At 33.0% G+C, this 18,429-nt stretch carries 14 protein-coding genes and 1 other RNA gene; 7 read left to right on the top strand and 8 right to left on the bottom strand.

Going from position 1 to position 18,429, the window contains the following annotated elements:
- Nucleotides 1–129: 129 nt before the first annotated feature.
- Complete coding sequence (locus Q0910_RS17855; protein ID WP_299219322.1) at nucleotides 130–1,278, top strand: cysteine desulfurase family protein; 1,149 nt, start codon at nucleotides 130–132, stop codon at nucleotides 1,276–1,278.
- Nucleotides 1,279–1,293: 15 nt separating this feature from the next.
- Here the strand turns inward: Q0910_RS17855 and Q0910_RS17850 are convergent, their stop codons facing one another.
- From Q0910_RS17850 to Q0910_RS17840, 3 genes are read right to left on the bottom strand one after another with little or no spacing between them, the layout of a single operon-like run.
- Nucleotides 1,294–2,172 carry a hypothetical protein gene (locus Q0910_RS17850; RefSeq protein ID WP_299219320.1) on the bottom strand — a complete coding sequence of 293 codons (879 nt, stop codon included), beginning with the start codon at nucleotides 2,170–2,172 and terminating at the stop codon, nucleotides 1,294–1,296.
- A gap of 27 nt (nucleotides 2,173–2,199) precedes the next feature.
- The gene (locus Q0910_RS17845; RefSeq protein WP_299219318.1) at nucleotides 2,200–4,662 is read right to left on the bottom strand and encodes a TonB-dependent receptor; all 2,463 of its coding nucleotides are present in this window, start codon (nucleotides 4,660–4,662) and stop codon (nucleotides 2,200–2,202) included.
- Between the two features lie 13 nt (nucleotides 4,663–4,675).
- A complete protein-coding gene (locus tag Q0910_RS17840) occupies nucleotides 4,676–6,364 on the bottom strand; it encodes a M23 family metallopeptidase (RefSeq protein ID WP_299219316.1) in 1,689 nt (562 codons plus the stop codon).
- A 180-nt stretch (nucleotides 6,365–6,544) separates the two neighbouring features.
- On the opposite strand from Q0910_RS17840, the gene Q0910_RS17835 reads away from it, so the two are divergent.
- The 4 genes from Q0910_RS17835 to rny all read left to right on the top strand — a co-directional run bounded on the left by Q0910_RS17835 (nucleotide 6,545) and on the right by rny (nucleotide 8,931).
- Nucleotides 6,545–6,835 (top strand): hypothetical protein, encoded by a 291-nt coding sequence (locus Q0910_RS17835; RefSeq protein ID WP_299219314.1) that lies wholly within the window; start codon nucleotides 6,545–6,547, stop codon nucleotides 6,833–6,835.
- Between the two features lie 8 nt (nucleotides 6,836–6,843).
- On the top strand, nucleotides 6,844–7,134 hold the full coding sequence (locus Q0910_RS17830; RefSeq protein WP_118462813.1) for a cell division protein ZapA: 291 nt from the start codon (nucleotides 6,844–6,846) through the stop codon (nucleotides 7,132–7,134).
- Nucleotides 7,135–7,189: 55 nt separating this feature from the next.
- Nucleotides 7,190–7,310: non-coding RNA, 6S RNA (gene ssrS, locus Q0910_RS17825), on the top strand.
- Between the two features lie 55 nt (nucleotides 7,311–7,365).
- A complete protein-coding gene (gene rny / locus Q0910_RS17820; protein ID WP_299219312.1) occupies nucleotides 7,366–8,931 on the top strand; it encodes a ribonuclease Y in 1,566 nt (521 codons plus the stop codon).
- Nucleotides 8,932–8,971: 40 nt separating this feature from the next.
- Here the strand turns inward: rny and Q0910_RS17815 are convergent, their stop codons facing one another.
- The 4 genes from Q0910_RS17815 to Q0910_RS17800 all read right to left on the bottom strand — a co-directional run bounded on the left by Q0910_RS17815 (nucleotide 8,972) and on the right by Q0910_RS17800 (nucleotide 13,509).
- The gene (locus Q0910_RS17815) at nucleotides 8,972–9,388 is read right to left on the bottom strand and encodes a hypothetical protein (protein ID WP_299219310.1); all 417 of its coding nucleotides are present in this window, start codon (nucleotides 9,386–9,388) and stop codon (nucleotides 8,972–8,974) included.
- Between the two features lie 81 nt (nucleotides 9,389–9,469).
- Nucleotides 9,470–9,850: an STAS/SEC14 domain-containing protein gene (locus Q0910_RS17810; RefSeq protein ID WP_299219308.1), complete on the bottom strand. Its 381-nt coding sequence runs from the start codon at nucleotides 9,848–9,850 to the stop codon at nucleotides 9,470–9,472.
- A 118-nt stretch (nucleotides 9,851–9,968) separates the two neighbouring features.
- On the bottom strand, nucleotides 9,969–10,346 hold the full coding sequence (locus Q0910_RS17805; protein ID WP_299219305.1) for a hypothetical protein: 378 nt from the start codon (nucleotides 10,344–10,346) through the stop codon (nucleotides 9,969–9,971).
- Nucleotides 10,347–10,953: 607 nt separating this feature from the next.
- Nucleotides 10,954–13,509, bottom strand: a complete 2,556-nt coding sequence (locus tag Q0910_RS17800) for an ATP-dependent Clp protease ATP-binding subunit (RefSeq protein WP_299219303.1) — start codon at nucleotides 13,507–13,509, stop codon at nucleotides 10,954–10,956.
- A gap of 380 nt (nucleotides 13,510–13,889) precedes the next feature.
- On the opposite strand from Q0910_RS17800, the gene gyrA reads away from it, so the two are divergent.
- Nucleotides 13,890–16,433, top strand: a complete 2,544-nt coding sequence (gene gyrA, locus Q0910_RS17795; protein WP_299219300.1) for a DNA gyrase subunit A — start codon at nucleotides 13,890–13,892, stop codon at nucleotides 16,431–16,433.
- Between the two features lie 28 nt (nucleotides 16,434–16,461).
- A complete protein-coding gene (locus Q0910_RS17790) occupies nucleotides 16,462–17,736 on the top strand; it encodes a tetratricopeptide repeat protein (RefSeq protein WP_299219298.1) in 1,275 nt (424 codons plus the stop codon).
- A 77-nt stretch (nucleotides 17,737–17,813) separates the two neighbouring features.
- On the opposite strand, the gene Q0910_RS17785 is transcribed toward Q0910_RS17790, so the two are convergent.
- Nucleotides 17,814–18,224, bottom strand: a complete 411-nt coding sequence (locus tag Q0910_RS17785; RefSeq protein ID WP_299219296.1) for a glyoxalase — start codon at nucleotides 18,222–18,224, stop codon at nucleotides 17,814–17,816.
- Nucleotides 18,225–18,429: the final 205 nt, after the last annotated feature.

Genomic DNA, 18,429 nt, shown 5'->3' with positions numbered 1-18,429 from the left:
GTGCAGCAAGGAAAATAATTTTATTTGAATTAGATTTGCGGTTATAAAATAAGGATATGATAAAATGCATTGTTTATTACTGCATTAATTGTATTTTTTTATTGGTTAATAATTAATTTTTTAGATTTAATGCAAAAGGTTTATTTCGATAGTGCTGCAACTACACAGTTACGCCCCGAAGTGATTGATAAGATGACTTTGGTGTTAAGAGAGGATTATGGGAATCCTTCTTCTACTCATGGGTTTGGTAGATCTGCTAAAAATCATATTGAGCAAGCTCGAAAGAATATTGCAAAATACTTAGGAGTAAAAGCTTCTGAAATTATTTTTACATCTGGTGGAACCGAAGCTGATAATCTTGCGTTAAATAGTGCTGTTAGAGATTTAGGTGTAAAGCATATTATTACTTCAAAAATTGAACACCATGCGGTTTTACACACAGTCCAAGAAATACAATCGCAGACCAATATATCTATAAGCTATGTGAATATTACTCCAGACGGTTCTATTGATTATAACCACTTAGAAGAGTTATTGGTTACTAGTTCTGTTAAAACATTAGTGAGCCTAATGCATGTGAATAATGAAGTAGGAACTATTTTAGATATTGATAAAGTTGGTAGTTTGTGTAATGAACAAGGAGCTCTTTTTCATAGTGATATGGTACAATCGATAGGGCATCTAGATGTAAAGCTTAGTGAATTACAGGTGGATTTTACCGCTGTTAGTGCTCATAAGTTTCATGGTCCTAAAGGAGTTGGTTTTGCATATATCAAAAGGAACTCTGGATTAAAACCATTGATTTATGGAGGAGAGCAGGAGAGAGGATATCGTGGCGGAACAGAAGGAGTGCATAATATTGCCGGTATGGACGAGGCATTACGTTTGGCGTATGAACACATGGAAGAAGAAAAAGCGTATATTTCTAATATCAAGCAATACTTTATAGATCAACTAAAGGAGCAAATTGATGGTGTCAAGTTTAATGCAAACTGCTGTGATTTAAGTCATAGTACGTATACTTTAATCAATGTGTGTCTTCCGATATCTCAAGAAAAAGCTGGTATTCTTTTATTTCAGTTAGATATTAAAGGAATAGCTTGCTCCAAAGGAAGTGCTTGTCAAAGTGGAAGCAGCAAGGGCTCTCATGTGTTAACAGAAATACTTTCTGAAGAAGATATTCTCAAACCTTCGATTAGATTTTCATTTTCTAAATATAATACCAAAGAAGAGGTGGATTATGTAATTGGTGTTTTAAAAGAGTTTATTGAAGGATAGTTTTCAGTGCGCTTATCATTTATAATTCATTATGTATTGATAGTTTTTTCTTTTTTTAAGTTTTTCTCCTTCAGCGGAAAGATTCTTACTAGAGATAAAAGGAACGAATATCTTATGACGAAAAAAAATGATATAATACCATTTCTTTTGATGAATACCATTTATAGTAATATTTCCTTGCTTTATGTGATTAATATTTGTATTTAATTCTTCTTTAATTTCAGAAATTGTATACTCTTTTTGTAAATTTTTAAGAATTTTATCCAGAAAAATAGGATTGTTTTTCCGGACTGTTGTATATAAAAGTAATTGGGATCCATAATCATTGGCTTCTTTATATTTTTCTAATTTAACCAAAAGATCAAACCGTTTTCTTTCAAAATTTAGAATATCACTTTGTGCCGCGTTTCCACAGCTATATCTTTGCTTGTTTTGTCTTTTGATTTTTAAAGAAGTTTCTAGGAGTTCTAAGGCTTTTGCATATTCATTATTACTACGTGCGATATCAGATAAAAGTTCATAGACTTTCACTTTTTGGCGCCATATTAACTCTTTGCTGAATAAATTATAATATGTCTTGTCATTTTCTTCATACCTAAAAGCACAAGTATTTAACTCAAATCTGGAACTTGATTGATCTGGTATTTCAATTAAATTCTCTAAAATAGCAACAGCCTTATCTATATAACCAAGATGGTAGGAAGCAAGTGCTGTTTGATACTCGATAATGTTTTTTTTCTCTGGGAAATCAGCCTTGAATTCTTGTAAAAGTTCAAGCGCAGTTAAGTAGTCCTTATCCTGAATCATTTTGGAAGTAATTTCCGCATATTCGCAAAATGTGGTTTGAGAATAACTATAGAAATTTATGAGCAGAATTAGAAGTAACTTTTTCATAAATGCTATTCAGAATATTTATGTAGGTTAAAACTTCATTCCTAATCGTACATTAAAAACTCTTTGGGTTAGGAAGTTTGGAATAGAAAATTGTTGTTGAGATGCAACATCTCTAACGAAGGTGTTTGTAATAGAATTTAGATTATCAAAAACATTAAAAATTTCGAACCCTACATTCAATTCTCGGAATTTATTAAAGAAACTACCTTCTTTACGTCTTATTTTTTGATCTACTACGATATAAGAAATTCCTAAATCTGCTCTTCGATAATCTCTTAATCTTGTCTGAAAGTTATAAGGATCGGCATTACTTGGAGAGCCGCCAGGAACACCTGTTTGGTATACCAGATTGAGATACATTTTTAAATTAGGAATTGTAGGTACATAATCCTGAAACAGTGCTCCGACTTTTACTCTTTGGTCCGTAGGTCTTGCAATATAGCCTCTATTATCGAGGTTTTCTTCAGTTTTTAGCAAACCAAGACTTACCCAGCTTTCAGTTCCAGGAACAAATTCACCATTTAGTCTTAAATCAAACCCTGCGGCATATGCTTCAGCATTGTTGTTGGCTCGGTATCGAATTCTTACATTTTCTATGGTATACGAATTAACATCTGTAAGTTTTTTATAATACAATTCTGTGGTAAGTTTAAAAGGTCTGTCCCACATATTAAAACTATAATCATTACCAGCGACTAGGTGAATAGATTGCTGAGCTTTTACATCGGGTTGCACAGTCCCTTGAATATCTCTTAGTTCTCTATAAAAAGGTGGTTGATGATACCATCCTCCAGAAAGTCTGAAGATCATATCTGCTTTCCAGTTGGGTTTAATAGCTATTTGTGCTCTAGGGCTAAATACTGTCTGAGAAGTGCTACTAATTCCATCTCCCGAAACATTCCAATTGTGCGCTCTTACTCCTGCATTCATCCAAATTTCATGTTCTTTGATAGTAGATCGGAAACTATACTGAGCGTATCCTGAAAACCGGTCGATATTAACCATATTAATTGCTCTTACACTGGTAAAAGGGACAATAGGACTCGCATTAGGACTATAAGGTTGATCATTAATAAAAGTACCAGGTGGACGAATTGAAAATCCAGCAGAGTCAATAACTTCATATTCCTGGATTCGATCTCTAATATCTTCAGAAGTATATTTTATACCCCAATCTATTTGATGCTCATCCGCAATATAGGTTCCCTTGTGTTCGAGATTAAATATCAAAGCGTCCAGGTCATTCCTTGCATGAGTAAGTTGGGAACCAATACCTTCATTGAACTCAACTTCACCAAGATCTTCACTACCAATATCGGTATTAACTGCGCCTAAAAAGTAAGCTGCAAAAATATCAAAGTACTCTTGTTCTTGCGTATGATAAGCAGAGCCAATCAATTTTAAAGTTAAATTTTCATTAGCTTGATACGTACCTTTTAATGCGCCAAAATAAGTTTCATACTGATCTTTTTCCTGACCATCATAGAAAATCGTTAATGCAATTGGATTTGTAATTGTACCAAAATTGGTTTGACGAGTTAACGGTTCATAATCGTATTTGTTGATCGCAATGTTACCTAAAAAACCTAATTCAAACTTATCAGAGAAGTTATAAGAAAGGTAGGTTTGTAAATCCGCGAATCTAGGTCTAAAATTAGTTTCAGTTTGTCTGGCATCTACTAAAAGACTATTATCTCTGTATCGAACACCAACTACTCCCGCAAATTTTTTGTCCTTTGTTATTCCTCCGGCAGATATACTACCTCCTAATAAACTTAGGTCAGCTGTTACATCAAACCGTGTAGGTCTGCGATATGTTATATCCAGAACAGAAGAGAGTTTGTCTCCATATTTGGCCTGAAAACCACCTGCAGAGAAATCCACGTTTCTTACCAAGTCTGTATTCACAAAACTTAATCCTTCTTGTTGTCCCGAACGAATAAGAAAAGGACGATACACCTCTATTTCATTAACGTATACTAAGTTTTCATCAAAATTACCTCCTCTTACCGAATATTGAGTGCTTAATTCGTTATTAGAACTCACTCCTGGTAGTGTTTTTAGTAAGCCTTCTACACCAGCATTAGCAGATGGAGTAATACGAATTGTTTCCGGGTCTAATGTGGTAATACCTTCTACCGCTTTTCGTTCTCTACCAGTGATAATTACTTCACTGATTTGCTCGATATCTGTTTTTAATATAGGGTTTAATTCGTATTCTTGATTTTCCTTTAGATTAATAGTGAAAGTAATATCCTTTAATCCAACATGGCTTATTTTAATTTTTATGTCCTCATTAGCTGGAATACTAAGTACATATACACCATTTTCATCCGTTAGCGTTCCAGAATTTTTATAGGATACATTGGCTCCAACGATTGGTTTGTTGGACTCATTAAGAACAACACCTTTTACGACTGCGTTTTGAGCTATTATGTTATGACTTATGAAGGCTAGAAAAAAAACAAAAAGGAAGTGGAGATTTTTCAAAGAATATATCTATTTACGGTTTTCTAAAGAATGTTGTTTCAAATGTAGCATTATTTCCTACTTTATCTAACACAATAAGTTTAAATTTATTTTCTGTCTCAGCAATTATTTTGTCATTAAAATCATAAACCAGCATTCCGGTTTTGTAATCATATTCCATCAAAATGAATTTCCCGTTTATTGTGGCTCTATAGCTTTTTACGCCAGAATCCGCATCATCAATCTTAATTTTTAAAAAATTAGCTTTAGACATCCATTTTTTGTCAGATACATTGATAGGAACTATTGTAGGTTTATTAAGATCAGTAAATAAAGAGTAACTGCCTAGGGTTCTGGTTCTTGTCGAAAAACGATTACTTTTTTTATTTGTTTTTACATAATAATGTTTGTTGTTATATCCTAATCTTCCGATATATAACTTTTTCCTATCTGATTCGCTATAATTAGAAACATCAAATACAATTGTCATGTTTTTGTGTAATGGAATTTCATCCTGATGAATTTTGATAGTATCACCATTAGCCTGAATATCTAAATATGCATTTTCGTACAAACTACCTTTAGGAATGTATAAATCAAAAATCCCAGAATTAAATGTGAAATTCTCTGTTGACTGAGCTAAATATGGGGTCTTAATAACCTCTTTTTTTGAAATTTCAGCCAGTTGTTTCCCTTGTATTGGGATACTAATTACAGTGGTATTGTCCTTAAAATCTTTCACTAAAACCTTAGCCGTATACGATAAACTATCTTCTACTTTAAAAATACCTTTATCAATGGTATTCTTATAAATAGTAAGCGGATTATTTTTTTCAATAAAGAGTTTTGTAATCCTACTGCGATTCTTTTTATAGTATGGGTAATCAATTAATCTATTAATATAACGAGTTTCCGAAAACGAAAACCGTCTCATTTCCATAGAAAAATTTTCCTGACCATTTAACTCCGTCGAAATTTTATAAATTCCATTTTTATTGGCTGCCAAGTTTTGTTGATCTATTGTAGAAACACCAATTCCTATTTTCCCTATAGCGTTAACATCTTCAGCTTTAAAACTACCATTGTCTAGTGGTATTAATCTTAATTTTGTAGGTTGTTGGTTTCCATTAACATGTGAGTTTCCATCAAGACTGTATAACCAAACACTATTAATTGTAGGTTTTTTAGTGTCCTTGATGTCAATACCAAAACACATAGGGTTCATTGGTCTTGCTTTCGCATCTCTTATTTCAAAATGTAAATGCGGACCACCGCTACCTCCTGTATTACCACTGTAGGCAATTACATCTCCTTGTTTAACAGATAAAGCTCCTGCCTTCGGAAAAAGCTCGATTTCATAAGACTCTTTTGCGTATTGCCTTTTTTTAATATATGCTTCTATTTCAGGAGAAAATTTTTGTAGGTGTGCATACACAGAAGTATAACCATTAGGGTGTGATATATACATTGCTTTTCCATAGCCAAAATAAGAAATTTTTATTCTAGTTATAGTTCCTGTTCCTGCTGCATATACCTTTAAGCCTTCCTGACCTTCGGTTTTTAAATCTAAACCAGAGTGAAAATGATTGGATCTTAGCTCTCCATAAGTTCCGGAAACCGCAAGAGGAATGTCTAAAGGATTTATGAAATAATCTTTCGGAATGTCTTTTTGACAGTACCCAATTCCAATATTGAGTATTAAAAATGATATTATTATGCGCATAGGGAGTAAATGTAAATATTTAGGAATTAAAATTAAAGTGATGTTTAATTAAAAACTAAAAGGCTATAAACTAACCACTTGATTGATGAGATATTGGAGCTATAAAATTAGTTTAAAAACTATTGGGTTTTTTCAATTGGTATGTTAACTTTGTGTAACGAAGTATTGCGTGAAATTATAATGAGTGATTTAATTGAAATTGTTGATTCTCTTGAGAATAGGATAAGTAAGTTGATTCATAAGCATGACTTGCTTAAACAACAAAATGCTGATCTTAGAGATAAAATAAAAGATTTGAAGGCTAATTCAGAACTTCAGATTGATCAGTTAAAACAATGGGAAGAAAAATTCAGTGCGCTCAAAAATGCAAATGCAATGCTAGGCAGTGACGAATACAAAAGGGAAACCAAGCTCAAAATAAATGCCTTAATAAGGGAGATAGATGTGTGTATAGCGCAGCTATCCGAGTAATATAAAATATGGCAGACAAATTAAAAATCAAATTATCAGTTGCGGATCGAGTGTATCCATTAACGATTAATCCTGATCAGGAAGAAGGATTAAGGAAAGCAGCTAAAAAGATTGAGGCCATGATTAAACAGTTTGAGCAAAGTTATGCAGTGAGAGATAAGCAAGATGTATTAGCGATGTGTGCTTTGCAATTTGCTGCACAAGTAGAACAAAAGGTTATAGATAAAGATAGTGATGAGATAAATGTAACAGGTCGATTAAGTGCCCTGAATACTTTGTTGCAAGATCATCTATCGTAAACGTTCATTAAAATAAATAAGGTTACTGCCTGCACTAGTTATTATTTTTTGATAAACTCAACAAGAATTATTTCAAAAGGGTGAGTTTAAGTTGTAAAAGCAAGCCGTGCTGATCTATATCAGTCTCGCGGATCCTTGAGCAATTTGTTAGCCCTAAACCTGTTTTTACAGAGTTTATACAAAACCCATGCTAGTGCAGGCTTTTTTTATATATAAACACTAACTAGGATTATGGATAACATTATATTTTTGATTATTGCGGCAGTGGCGGGTTTAGTGATAGGTTTTATTATTGCTAAAGTGTTAGAGCGCAGTAGAGCTTCAGAAATTATCAAAAGCGCTAAAAAAACATCTCAAAGCATTATTAGAGAAGCTAAGAGTGAAGGAGAGGCTATTAAAAAAGATAAAATACTTCAGGCTAAAGAAAAATTCATAGAATTGAAATCGGAGCATGAAAAAGTGATTTTATCTCGCGATAAAAAAATGGCTGAAGCGGAAAAAAGAACTAGGGATAAAGAATCTCAAATTTCTAACGAGCTTTCTAAAGGAAAGAAATTAAGTACTGAGCTAGAGCAAAAGATTAAGGATTACAATCATCGTAATGAGTATCTTGAGAAAAAACAAAGTGAGTTAAAGAAGCTTCACAAAAGTCAAGTGCAACAATTAGAAGTAATATCTGGATTGTCTGCGGAGGAAGCAAAAGAGCAGCTTGTAGAGTCTTTGAAAGAACAAGCCAAGACTGATTCTATGGCATTGATACAGAGTACTATAGAAGAAGCTAAGCTAACTGCTCAACAGGAGGCTAAGAAAGTGATTATAAATACCATACAACGAATAGGTACAGAAGAAGCAGTAGAGAATTGTGTATCGGTATTTAATATAGAAAGTGATGACGTAAAAGGGCGTATTATAGGTCGTGAAGGTAGGAATATTAGGGCTATAGAAGCAGCTACTGGAGTAGAAATTATTGTTGATGATACTCCTGAAGCAATTATATTATCTTGTTTTGATTCTGTAAGACGAGAAGTTGCTCGCCTCTCTTTACATAAATTAGTAACTGATGGAAGAATACATCCAGCACGTATTGAAGAAATAGTAAAGAAAACCAGAAAGCAAATTGACGAAGAGATTATAGAAGTAGGTAAAAGAACTGTTATCGATCTTGGGATTCACGGATTACATCCAGAGTTGATTAAAACTGTTGGTAGAATGAAATATCGTTCTTCGTACGGACAAAATCTATTACAGCATTCTAGAGAAGTAGCAAAGCTTTGTGGAGTTATGGCTTCAGAACTTGGGCTTAATCCAAAACTTGCTAAAAGAGCTGGGTTATTGCACGATATAGGTAAGGTGCCAGACACGGAAACAGAAGTTCCGCATGCTATTTTGGGTATGCAATGGGCTGAAAAGTATGGTGAAAAACCAGATGTTTGTAATGCTATTGGTGCTCACCACGATGAAATAGAAATGACAGCACTTATTTCACCTATCGTTCAGGTTTGTGATGCGATTAGTGGAGCGAGACCTGGAGCTCGTCGTCAAGTGTTAGATTCTTATATACAAAGGTTGAAGGATCTCGAAGATATTGCATTCGGATTTAATGGTGTAAAGAAAGCCTATGCTATTCAGGCTGGTAGAGAATTACGTGTTATTGTAGAAAGTGAAAAAGTAAATGACGAAAGAGCTGCTAGTTTATCGTTTGAAATTTCTCAGAAAATACAAACTGATATGACCTACCCTGGTCAAGTTAAGATAACAGTTATTAGAGAAACAAGGGCAGTAAATATTGCTAAATAAAATATAGAAACATAACTGTTTTATAAACAAAAAAAGAGAATCAATTGATTCTCTTTTTTTGTTTATGTGAAGTAATATCTTTGTGAGAATATTTTTTTATTATTTCATCTTTCCAAGTTAATGCAGATTTCATGTCATCAAATCTTCTAAACTCCTTTTCAAAGAAAGTTTTTTCGTATTTAGTTAATGTTTTTTGTATAGGATCATTAGATACCACAGCGAATCCAACGAGATTAGGTATTTTTGCTGTCTTTATGTATACAATTGGGTCAACAGAATACGAATGAATTCGATGTGTAATATATACAAAAGGAGTGTTTTTAAAATGTTCTTCTGCAATTTTAATTAGAATAGAGTTGTTCTTTATGGAAACAACAATACCTTCATACATAGTTGCAATCATATGATCACAATGTATTTCTAATTTGCAAAAGTCTAAATTATAAGATCTAATCATTGGGGGATTTTTAGATAGTAAATTAAAAAAAAGATTAGGAGCGTAATATAGTTTTTAGGATATAGAAATAAAAATTTTATGTTAAAAACCGATATTTTTTTCTAATAGCTCATTTTTCCATTCTAATGCTTTGTTTATATCTATGAAATATTTTATTCTTTTTTGAAAAAATTTACTTTCTAATTCTGTCAGTTTTCGTTGTCTATGATTTTTTGAAACAACCGCTATACCGATAAGATTATCAATTTTTGTGGTTTCATGGTATACTGTTGGGTCAACTGAATAAGAATTGACTCTGTTGGATATATATACAAAAGGTTTATTGTTAAAATATTTCCTAACAAACTCAAGTAACAATTTGTTGTGTTCCGGCTTAACTAAAAAGCCTTCAGCGATAGTATTTTTTAAAAAATCTCTTTGGATTTCTACCTTTGCAAAACCTAAATCATAGTATTCTGTCATTTGTAATTACAAAACTATTATTCAAGTATGGTTAATTTTTTAATAAGTTACAATAAAACTATTACTTATGAAAATCATGAACAGGTAAAAGTAAGGTTTTAGGGGAAATATTAGGAGGTTAATCCATAGCATGTTTTAGGATTTCATCTTTCCATTGTAGAGCAGATTCCATGGTGTCAAATTGTCTGAATTCTTTACTAAAAAATGCTTTTTCTAATTTAGTTTGAATTTTTTGTCTAGGGTCATTTGATACCACTGCGAATCCAACTAAGTTGTGAATTTTTGCCGTATCTAAGTAGATAGTGGGGTTAACGGCATATGAGTTAATGCGATGAGTTACGTATAAAAAAGCTTTATTACTATAGTGTTTGTGAACCATTTCTAGCAAAACATCATTGTGTTCAGGAGAAACAGTAACACCTTCATCCATTGTAACTTTTATATAGTCATCATAGATTTCTATCAGACCAAAATCTAACTTATAAGATGTAATCATTTGGGGTGTTCTTTAAGTTGTGCAAATATATGTATTTAGCAATATAAAAAATGGAAGTCTTTAGTTTTATTTGGGATTTTTCCCTTATTCATTGTTAATAATACTTTTTAATATTTAAAAGTTTTTGTGTGGGTGTTTTTAAGTAATTCTTTTTTCTACTCTTGTTTGCTTTTTTGATGAAGATGGTTGGAGACTACCGCAAGTTGTATTTCTGGTAGTTTCAATCTATTTGTATGGTTTCGGTTAATAGAATAGGAGTTAATCTGATGTGAGATAAGTGCAAAGGTTTTGTTTTGAAAATGGTTTTTATTATTGTAGACATTATTTTTTTTTATAATCCTTTTCTCTCTCCGAAAGGCTGAAAAATTTATCCTATAGAAGTAATCTTGAAGTTCTGTTTGTTACTTTGTTAGTATGTGCTTTTAAGTTTTCAGATTGCTTATTTTGTTAATGATATATCTTTTTCAGAGCAAAATTCAGGAAAGGTTTGATTCTTATATTAAGGTTTTCGGTAGGAAACTAAAGATTTATCTAAGTTTATAGGGTAAAAAAAAGCTCCCTTTTCAAAAAAAAAAAGGAGCTTTTCTGTCTAATTTATTTTGGTATGTTAAGACTCTGTTGGTTTTTCGGCTTTCTTGATTTTAATTGTTAATTCACTAGAATCATCATCCAGATCCATGAAAATACTATCACCTTCTTGTAATTGAGCGCTAATAATTTCTTCCGCCAGAGCATCCTCAATATACTTTTGGATTGCTCTTTTAAGTGGTCTTGCTCCATACTGTTTATCAAATCCTTTTTCAGTAATATAGTCCTTAGCTTTTTCACTTAGGGCTAAATCATATCCAAGATCATTAATTCTTCCGTATAGTTTTTCTAATTCGATATCAATGATTTTATGGATATCTTCACGCTCTAGTGCGTTAAATACAATTACATCATCAACTCGATTTAAAAACTCTGGAGCGAATGCTTTTTTTAACGCGTTCTCAATAACGCCTTTTGCATAAGTGTCGGATTGGGTCTTTTTTGCACTAGTTCCGAAACCAACACCTTGTCCAAAATCTTTCAGTTTACGTGCTCCAATGTTAGATGTCATAATAATGATTGCATTTCTGAAATCAATTTTTCGACCAAGGCTGTCCGTTAGGTATCCATCATCTAATACTTGTAGCATCATGTTAAATACATCAGGGTGCGCTTTTTCGATTTCATCCAATAAAATTACTGCATATGGTTTTCTTCTTACTTTTTCGGTAAGCTGGCCACCTTCTTCGTAACCCACATATCCCGGAGGTGCTCCAATAAGTCTGGAAACAGCGAATTTTTCCATATACTCACTCATATCTATACGAATAAGTGTGTCTTCGCTATCAAAAAGTTCTCTTGCAAGCACCTTGGCGAGTTGAGTTTTACCAACACCGGTCTGTCCTAGAAATATAAAGGATCCAATCGGTTTGTTAGGGTCTTTTAGACCTGCACGATTACGTTGAATTGCTTTAACAACTTTAGAAACCGCATCATCTTGACCAATAACCTTTCCTTTTATGAGATTAGGTAATTCAGCAAGTTTGTTGCTTTCGGTTTGAGCGATACGATTAACGGGTATACCGGTCATCATCGATACTACATCAGCTACGCTTTCCTCATCAACAATTTCTTTATGAAGTTTAGAATCTTTCTCCCATTGTTCTTGTGCTTGAGCTAATTCTTTTTCAAGATTTTTTTCATCATCTCTAAGCTTAGCAGCTTCTTCGTACTTCTGTTTTTTTACAACACTATTCTTAAGTTCTCTAACTTCTTCGAGCTTTTTCTCTAAGTCAAGAATCTTTTTAGGAACATCGATGTTTGTGATATGCACTCTTGATCCTGCTTCGTCTAAAGCATCTATAGCTTTATCCGGTAAAAAGCGGTCTGTCATGTATCTATTCGTAAGCTTAACACATGCTTGAATCGCTGCGTCAGTATAGCTTACATTATGATGTTCTTCATATTTTTCCTTTATATTTTCAAGAATCTCTATAGTTTCTTCAATATTTGTAGGCTCTACTATAACTTTTTGGAAACGTCTTTCTAAAGCACCATCTTTTTCAATATACTGTCTATATTCATCTAAAGTAGTGGCTCCAATACATTGTATTTCTCCTCTAGCTAATGCGGGCTTAAACATATTAGAAGCGTCTAGACTTCCTGTAGCGCCACCAGCGCCTACAATTGTATGAATTTCATCTATAAAAAGAATGATATCATCATTTTTTTCTAATTCATTCATTACTGCTTTCATTCGTTCTTCGAACTGACCTCTATATTTTGTACCAGCCACTAGGCTAGCTAAATCTAGCGTTACCACGCGTTTGTCAAACAGTATTCGAGATACTTTTCGTTTAATAATCCTCAGCGCTAAACCTTCAGCAATAGCAGACTTTCCAACACCTGGTTCACCAATTAATAGTGGATTGTTTTTCTTTCTTCTACTAAGAATTTGGGAAACACGTTCTATTTCCTTTGTTCGTCCTACTACTGGATCTAGTTTTCCTTCTTCTGCCATAGCAGTTAGATCTCTGCCAAAATTATCTAATACAGGAGTTTTAGATTTTTTACTTGCTTTAGTTCCACCAGCTGGAGAGTTAAAAGGATTCTCTTTTGATGCATCCCCGGTCATATCATCATCCTCAGAAAATGATTCTGCCTTAGGGTTTTCTATATATTCTTCTTCGTTAGCAATCATAAATTTAAATTGATCTTTAACATTATCATAATCCACTTTTAGCTTATTTAAAAGTTTGGTAGTGGGGTCGTTTTCATTTCTTAGTATACATAATAATAGATGAGCGGTGTTGATTGAAGAGCTCTGAAATAACTTTGCTTCCAAAAAAGTAGTTTTTAGTGCTCTTTCCGCTTGTCTAGTTAAATGTAAATTCTTTTTTTCATTTGTAGCTACTGCTACGTTGGGGTTTGCGGGGCTTAGAATTTCAACTTTTCTTCTTAAATTTGTTAAATCTATATCTAACGCATCCAATATACTAATTGCTTTCCCACTTCCATCACGTAATAGTCCTAACATCAGATGTTCTGTGCCAATAAAATCGTGCCCTAATCTTAGCGCTTCCTCTTTACTGTATGCAATCACATCTTTGACTCTTGGCGAAAAATTGTCATCCATATAATTAGTTTCTTTCTTTTTCTGTGTTTTTACTACTAAATATAGTAATTTTTAAAATTACATTGGCAAAAACTATTCCTTTTAACCATCATTAACAGATAAGCTGACATAAATACCTTTTGTGTCATATTTCTTTATATCTAAATAATGTTTTTTGAATAATTCAAAAAACAAATTTAAAGGATTATTAAGTTTTCTGAGTAAATAGACAAAAAAAGCATTAATAATCAAAATCTATATTTGTAGACTTATTAACTATATAGGTCGTTAAAGTTGTTAATAAATTACGTATATTATGAAGGGTATAGACAGTTAAAACCGTCTTAATTTACTTAAATTAGCCCGTTAAATAAAATCAATTTTAGAATAAAATAATTTTTATGGCAGAAGGAGAAAAGCTAATACCTATCAATATAGAGGATGAGATGAAGTCTGCATACATCGATTATTCGATGTCAGTGATTGTATCACGAGCACTTCCGGATGTTAGAGATGGTCTTAAACCAGTACACAGAAGAGTTTTATATGGTATGTATGAGTTAGGTGTTAAAGCCGGTAGTGCTCATAAGAAATCAGCAAGAATAGTTGGTGAGGTTCTTGGTAAATATCACCCTCATGGTGATACATCGGTTTACGATACAATGGTTCGTATGGCTCAAGAATGGAGTTTGCGATATATGTTGGTAGATGGTCAAGGTAACTTTGGATCCGTAGATGGAGATAGTCCGGCGGCAATGCGTTATACAGAAGCAAGAATGCGAAAAATATCAGAAGATATGCTCGCAGATATTGACAAGGATACAGTTGATCACACATTTAATTTTGATGATACATTAAAGGAACCTACGGTTTTACCAAGTAGGGTGCCAGGATTACTGATTAACGGTGCTTCAGGTATTGCTGTTGGTATGGCTACGAATATGCCTCCTCATAATTTAAGCGAAGTTGTAGATGGAACTATTGCTTATATTGAGAATAATGATATCGAAATAGATGAGCTTATTCAACACATTAAAGCACCAGATTTTCCTACTGGAGGTATTATATATGGTTATGATGGCGTGAGAGAAGCTTTTAAAACTGGTAGGGGTAGGATCGTAATGCGTGCTAAAGCTAGTTTTGAAGAAGTAAATGGTAGAGAATGTATTATTGTGTCTGAAATACCTTATCAAGTGAACAAGGCAGATATGATAAAGAAAACTGCCGATCTTGTAAATGATAAGAAAATTGATGGTATTTCTACTATTAGAGATGAATCTGATAGAAAAGGAATGCGTATCGTTTATATCTTAAAAAGAGATGCAATACCTAATATAGTACTTAATCTTTTATATAAGTATACTGCTTTGCAGTCTTCATTTAGTGTTAATAATATTGCACTTGTTAAAGGAAGACCACAGTTATTGAATGTAAAAGAAATGATTCATCATTTTGTGGAGCATAGACACGAAGTTGTTGTACGAAGAACAAGATATGAGTTAAGAAAAGCAGAAGAAAGAGCGCATATACTAGAAGGTCTGATAATTGCTTCTGATAATATAGATGAAGTTATCAAATTGATTAGAGCGTCTTCTAACGCAGATGAAGCAAGAGAAAAACTTATTGATCGATTTAAACTCTCTGAAATACAGGCGAAGGCAATTGTCGAAATGCGTCTACGCCAGTTGACAGGTCTGGAGCAGGATAAATTGCGTGCTGAGTATGAGGAGTTAATGAAAACTATTGAAGATCTTAAAGATATTCTTGAGAAAAAAGAACGTCGAATGGATATCATTAAGGAAGAACTTCTTGAAGTAAAAGATAAATATGGAGATGATCGTCGTTCTCAAATAGAATATGCAGGTGGAGATTTAAGTATTGAAGATATGATACCAAATGAGAAAGTAGTGATTACTATTTCTCACGCAGGTTATATAAAAAGAACTTCTCTTACAGAATATAAGAAACAGAATAGAGGAGGGGTTGGTCAGAAAGGAAGTACTACACGTAACGAAGACTTCCTAGAACATCTTTTTGTCGGTACCAATCACCAATATATGTTGTTTTTTACCCAAAAAGGGAAATGTTTCTGGATGCGAGTTTATGAAATTCCAGAAGGAAGTAAGACATCAAAGGGAAGAGCGATACAAAACTTGATCAATATCGAGAGTGATGATAAGGTAAAAGCATTTATCTGTACACAAGATCTGAAAGATGAAGAATACATTAATTCGCATTATGTCATAATGGCAACTAAAAAAGGTCAGGTTAAAAAGACTTCTCTAGAGCAATATTCCAGACCTAGAACTAATGGTATAAATGCTATTACAATTAAGGATAATGATGAATTGTTAGAAGCGAAGCTTACTGATGGGAAAAGCCAAGTAATGCTTGCTGTTAAGTCGGGTAAAGCAATTCGTTTTGAAGAGGAGAAAACCAGGCCAATGGGACGTGGAGCATCAGGTGTACGTGGTATTCGACTTGCTGATGACAAAGATGAGGTAATTGGAATGGTTGCTGTTAATGATATGGAAAGTAATATTCTGGTAGTTTCAGAAAATGGTTATGGAAAACGCTCGAAACTAGATGATTATAGGATTACTAACAGAGGTGGAAAAGGAGTGAAGACCATATCAGTTACGGATAAAACTGGACAATTAGTAGCTATCAAAAACGTTACCGATGAGGATGATCTTATGATCATTAATAAATCAGGTATTGCTATTAGATTGTCAGTAGAAGACTTAAGAGTAATGGGGCGTGCTACTCAAGGAGTTCGTTTAATTAATTTAAAAGGTAAAGATTCTATCGCGGCAGTAGCTAAAGTAATGCATGATGATGATGAAGTAGAAGATGTAGATGAGAATATTGAAGAAAATAATATATCTTTGCAAAATGATGGCGATGCTACTGATGGCACGACTATTGATGAAACAAATGAATAAAAAAGAATCCCATAAAAAAAAACAAGTAATGAGAACTAAATTTATTTTAGCATTTTTTTTAGCCATAAGTGCTATTGGTTTTTCACAGAAAAAAGCCCTTAGTGTGGCTAAAAAGGCAGTAAAGTCAGGTAATTTAGAAGTAGCTAGTGAAGCTTTAGCAGCGGCAGAAGGTCAGTTAGAAACGGCTGATGATAAGATGAAAGCACAATATTATTTTCTAAAAGGACAAGTTATGTCTGCATCATCTGATAAATCATTAGAAAAAATAGAAGATGCTGCAATGGCCTATACGAAAGTTTTAGAAATAGAGGAAACATCTGGGAGTAAAAAATATTCTGTGCAAGCAGATACAGGAATCCAGACACTGCGCCAAGCTTTAATTGAACAAGCAGTAGAAGATCAGAAAGCTGGAAAAAATAAAGAGGCTGCAGATAAACTTTATTTAGGATACAAAACAAAAAAAACAGATACTTCTTATTTGTACTTTGCTGCATCTAATGCTGTAAATGGAAAAGATTATGACGCTGCTTTGAAATATTATAATGAGCTAATTGATCTTGGATATCAAGGAATTGAAGATCGTTATACAGCTACTAATAAGGAAACAGGAGAAGTGGATTCTTTTGATTCTAAAGAATTAAGAGATTTCTCTGTTAAAGCAGGTACGCATATCAAGCCTGAAGCGTCTAAAACAGAATCGAAAAGAGCAGAGATCACAAAAAACTTAGCGCTTATCTATATCAATCAAGGTAAAGATGAAGAAGCGATTAAGGCAATGGAGGCGGCTAAGAAAGAGAACCCAAACGATCCTGCTTTAATGCAAGAAGAAGCTAATATGTTTTATAAATTGGGGAACATTGCTAAGTATCAAGAATTAATGGAGAAGATAGTTGCTAATGATCCTGAAAACCCTAATTTACTTTATAATTTAGGAGTAAGTGCATCACGTCTTGGAGATAATGAAAAAGCATTAGAATACTATAAGAAAGCTTTGGAGGTAAAACCTGATTATGCTTCTGCGCAAATAAATATAGCAGCAATTATTTTAAGTGGTGAGACGGCTCTTAATGAAGAAATGAATAGCCTAGGGACATCTAATGCTGATTATAAGAGGTTTGATATTCTTAAAAAGCAAAAACAAGATTTATATAGAGATGCAATTCCGTATTTAGAAGGTGCTTTAGAATCTAAGCCAGATAATGTTGATGCAGTTCGTACGTTAATGCAGATTTTTTATCAGTTAGATGATCCAAAAGCGGAAGACATGAAAAATAAACTTAAAGCTTTAGAAGGAGGAAATTAATCCAAAACTAGACTTTAATAATACTAAAAATGCGGATCAATTTTGATCCGCATTTTTTTTGATCATAATAGTAAGTTTTAATAGGAGGTTATAGCCCGTTCTAATAATTGAACATTACTATGCAGACGTTCTCTAACAATGCTCATCATTCTTTTGTTTAGAGCAGAAGAATTCTTTATGTATATCAAGTATTCATCTACAGTAAACTGACCTATAATCATTCCTTTTAGACTATTCCTTAATTTCATATCCTTTTGAATTGCGTTATCAATATAAAGTAAACGCTTTTCTAAAGTTAATTCGTAAAAAGTGTTTTTTCTTTTCTTGATATAATTTCTGAACACTTCAATTAATAATTCGCCCTGTAACTTAATTATGGGCCTGATTGTTTTGTTCTGAAATTGCTCGTCATCTGACATGTTTTCAGAAACTCTTGCGTTTAAAATTTGCGGACGTATTGCCAGTAAATTAGATTCCCTGTTTTCCATAGTAAAGAGTGTTTACTAAAAATACAGAATTGTTTCGTCCAAAATAGACTATGGTGTTTAGAGTTTTAAACCAGTTATGAACAAGATTTTTTTATTATAAAATTGATTAAACTGTTTTATCTTTTTTCTAAGATAGCAAAATCCAAGTATAAAAAAGAGCCCTTAAAAAGAGCTCTTTTTTATGTGTAAAAATTAATTAAGAATA

This window comes from uncultured Aquimarina sp. (genome assembly GCF_947495315.1).
In the GTDB taxonomy this organism is placed as follows: Bacteria; Bacteroidota; Bacteroidia; order Flavobacteriales; family Flavobacteriaceae; genus Aquimarina.
The sequence above is the reverse complement of the archived record's forward strand: the minus strand, read 5'-3'. Positions and strand labels throughout refer to the sequence as shown.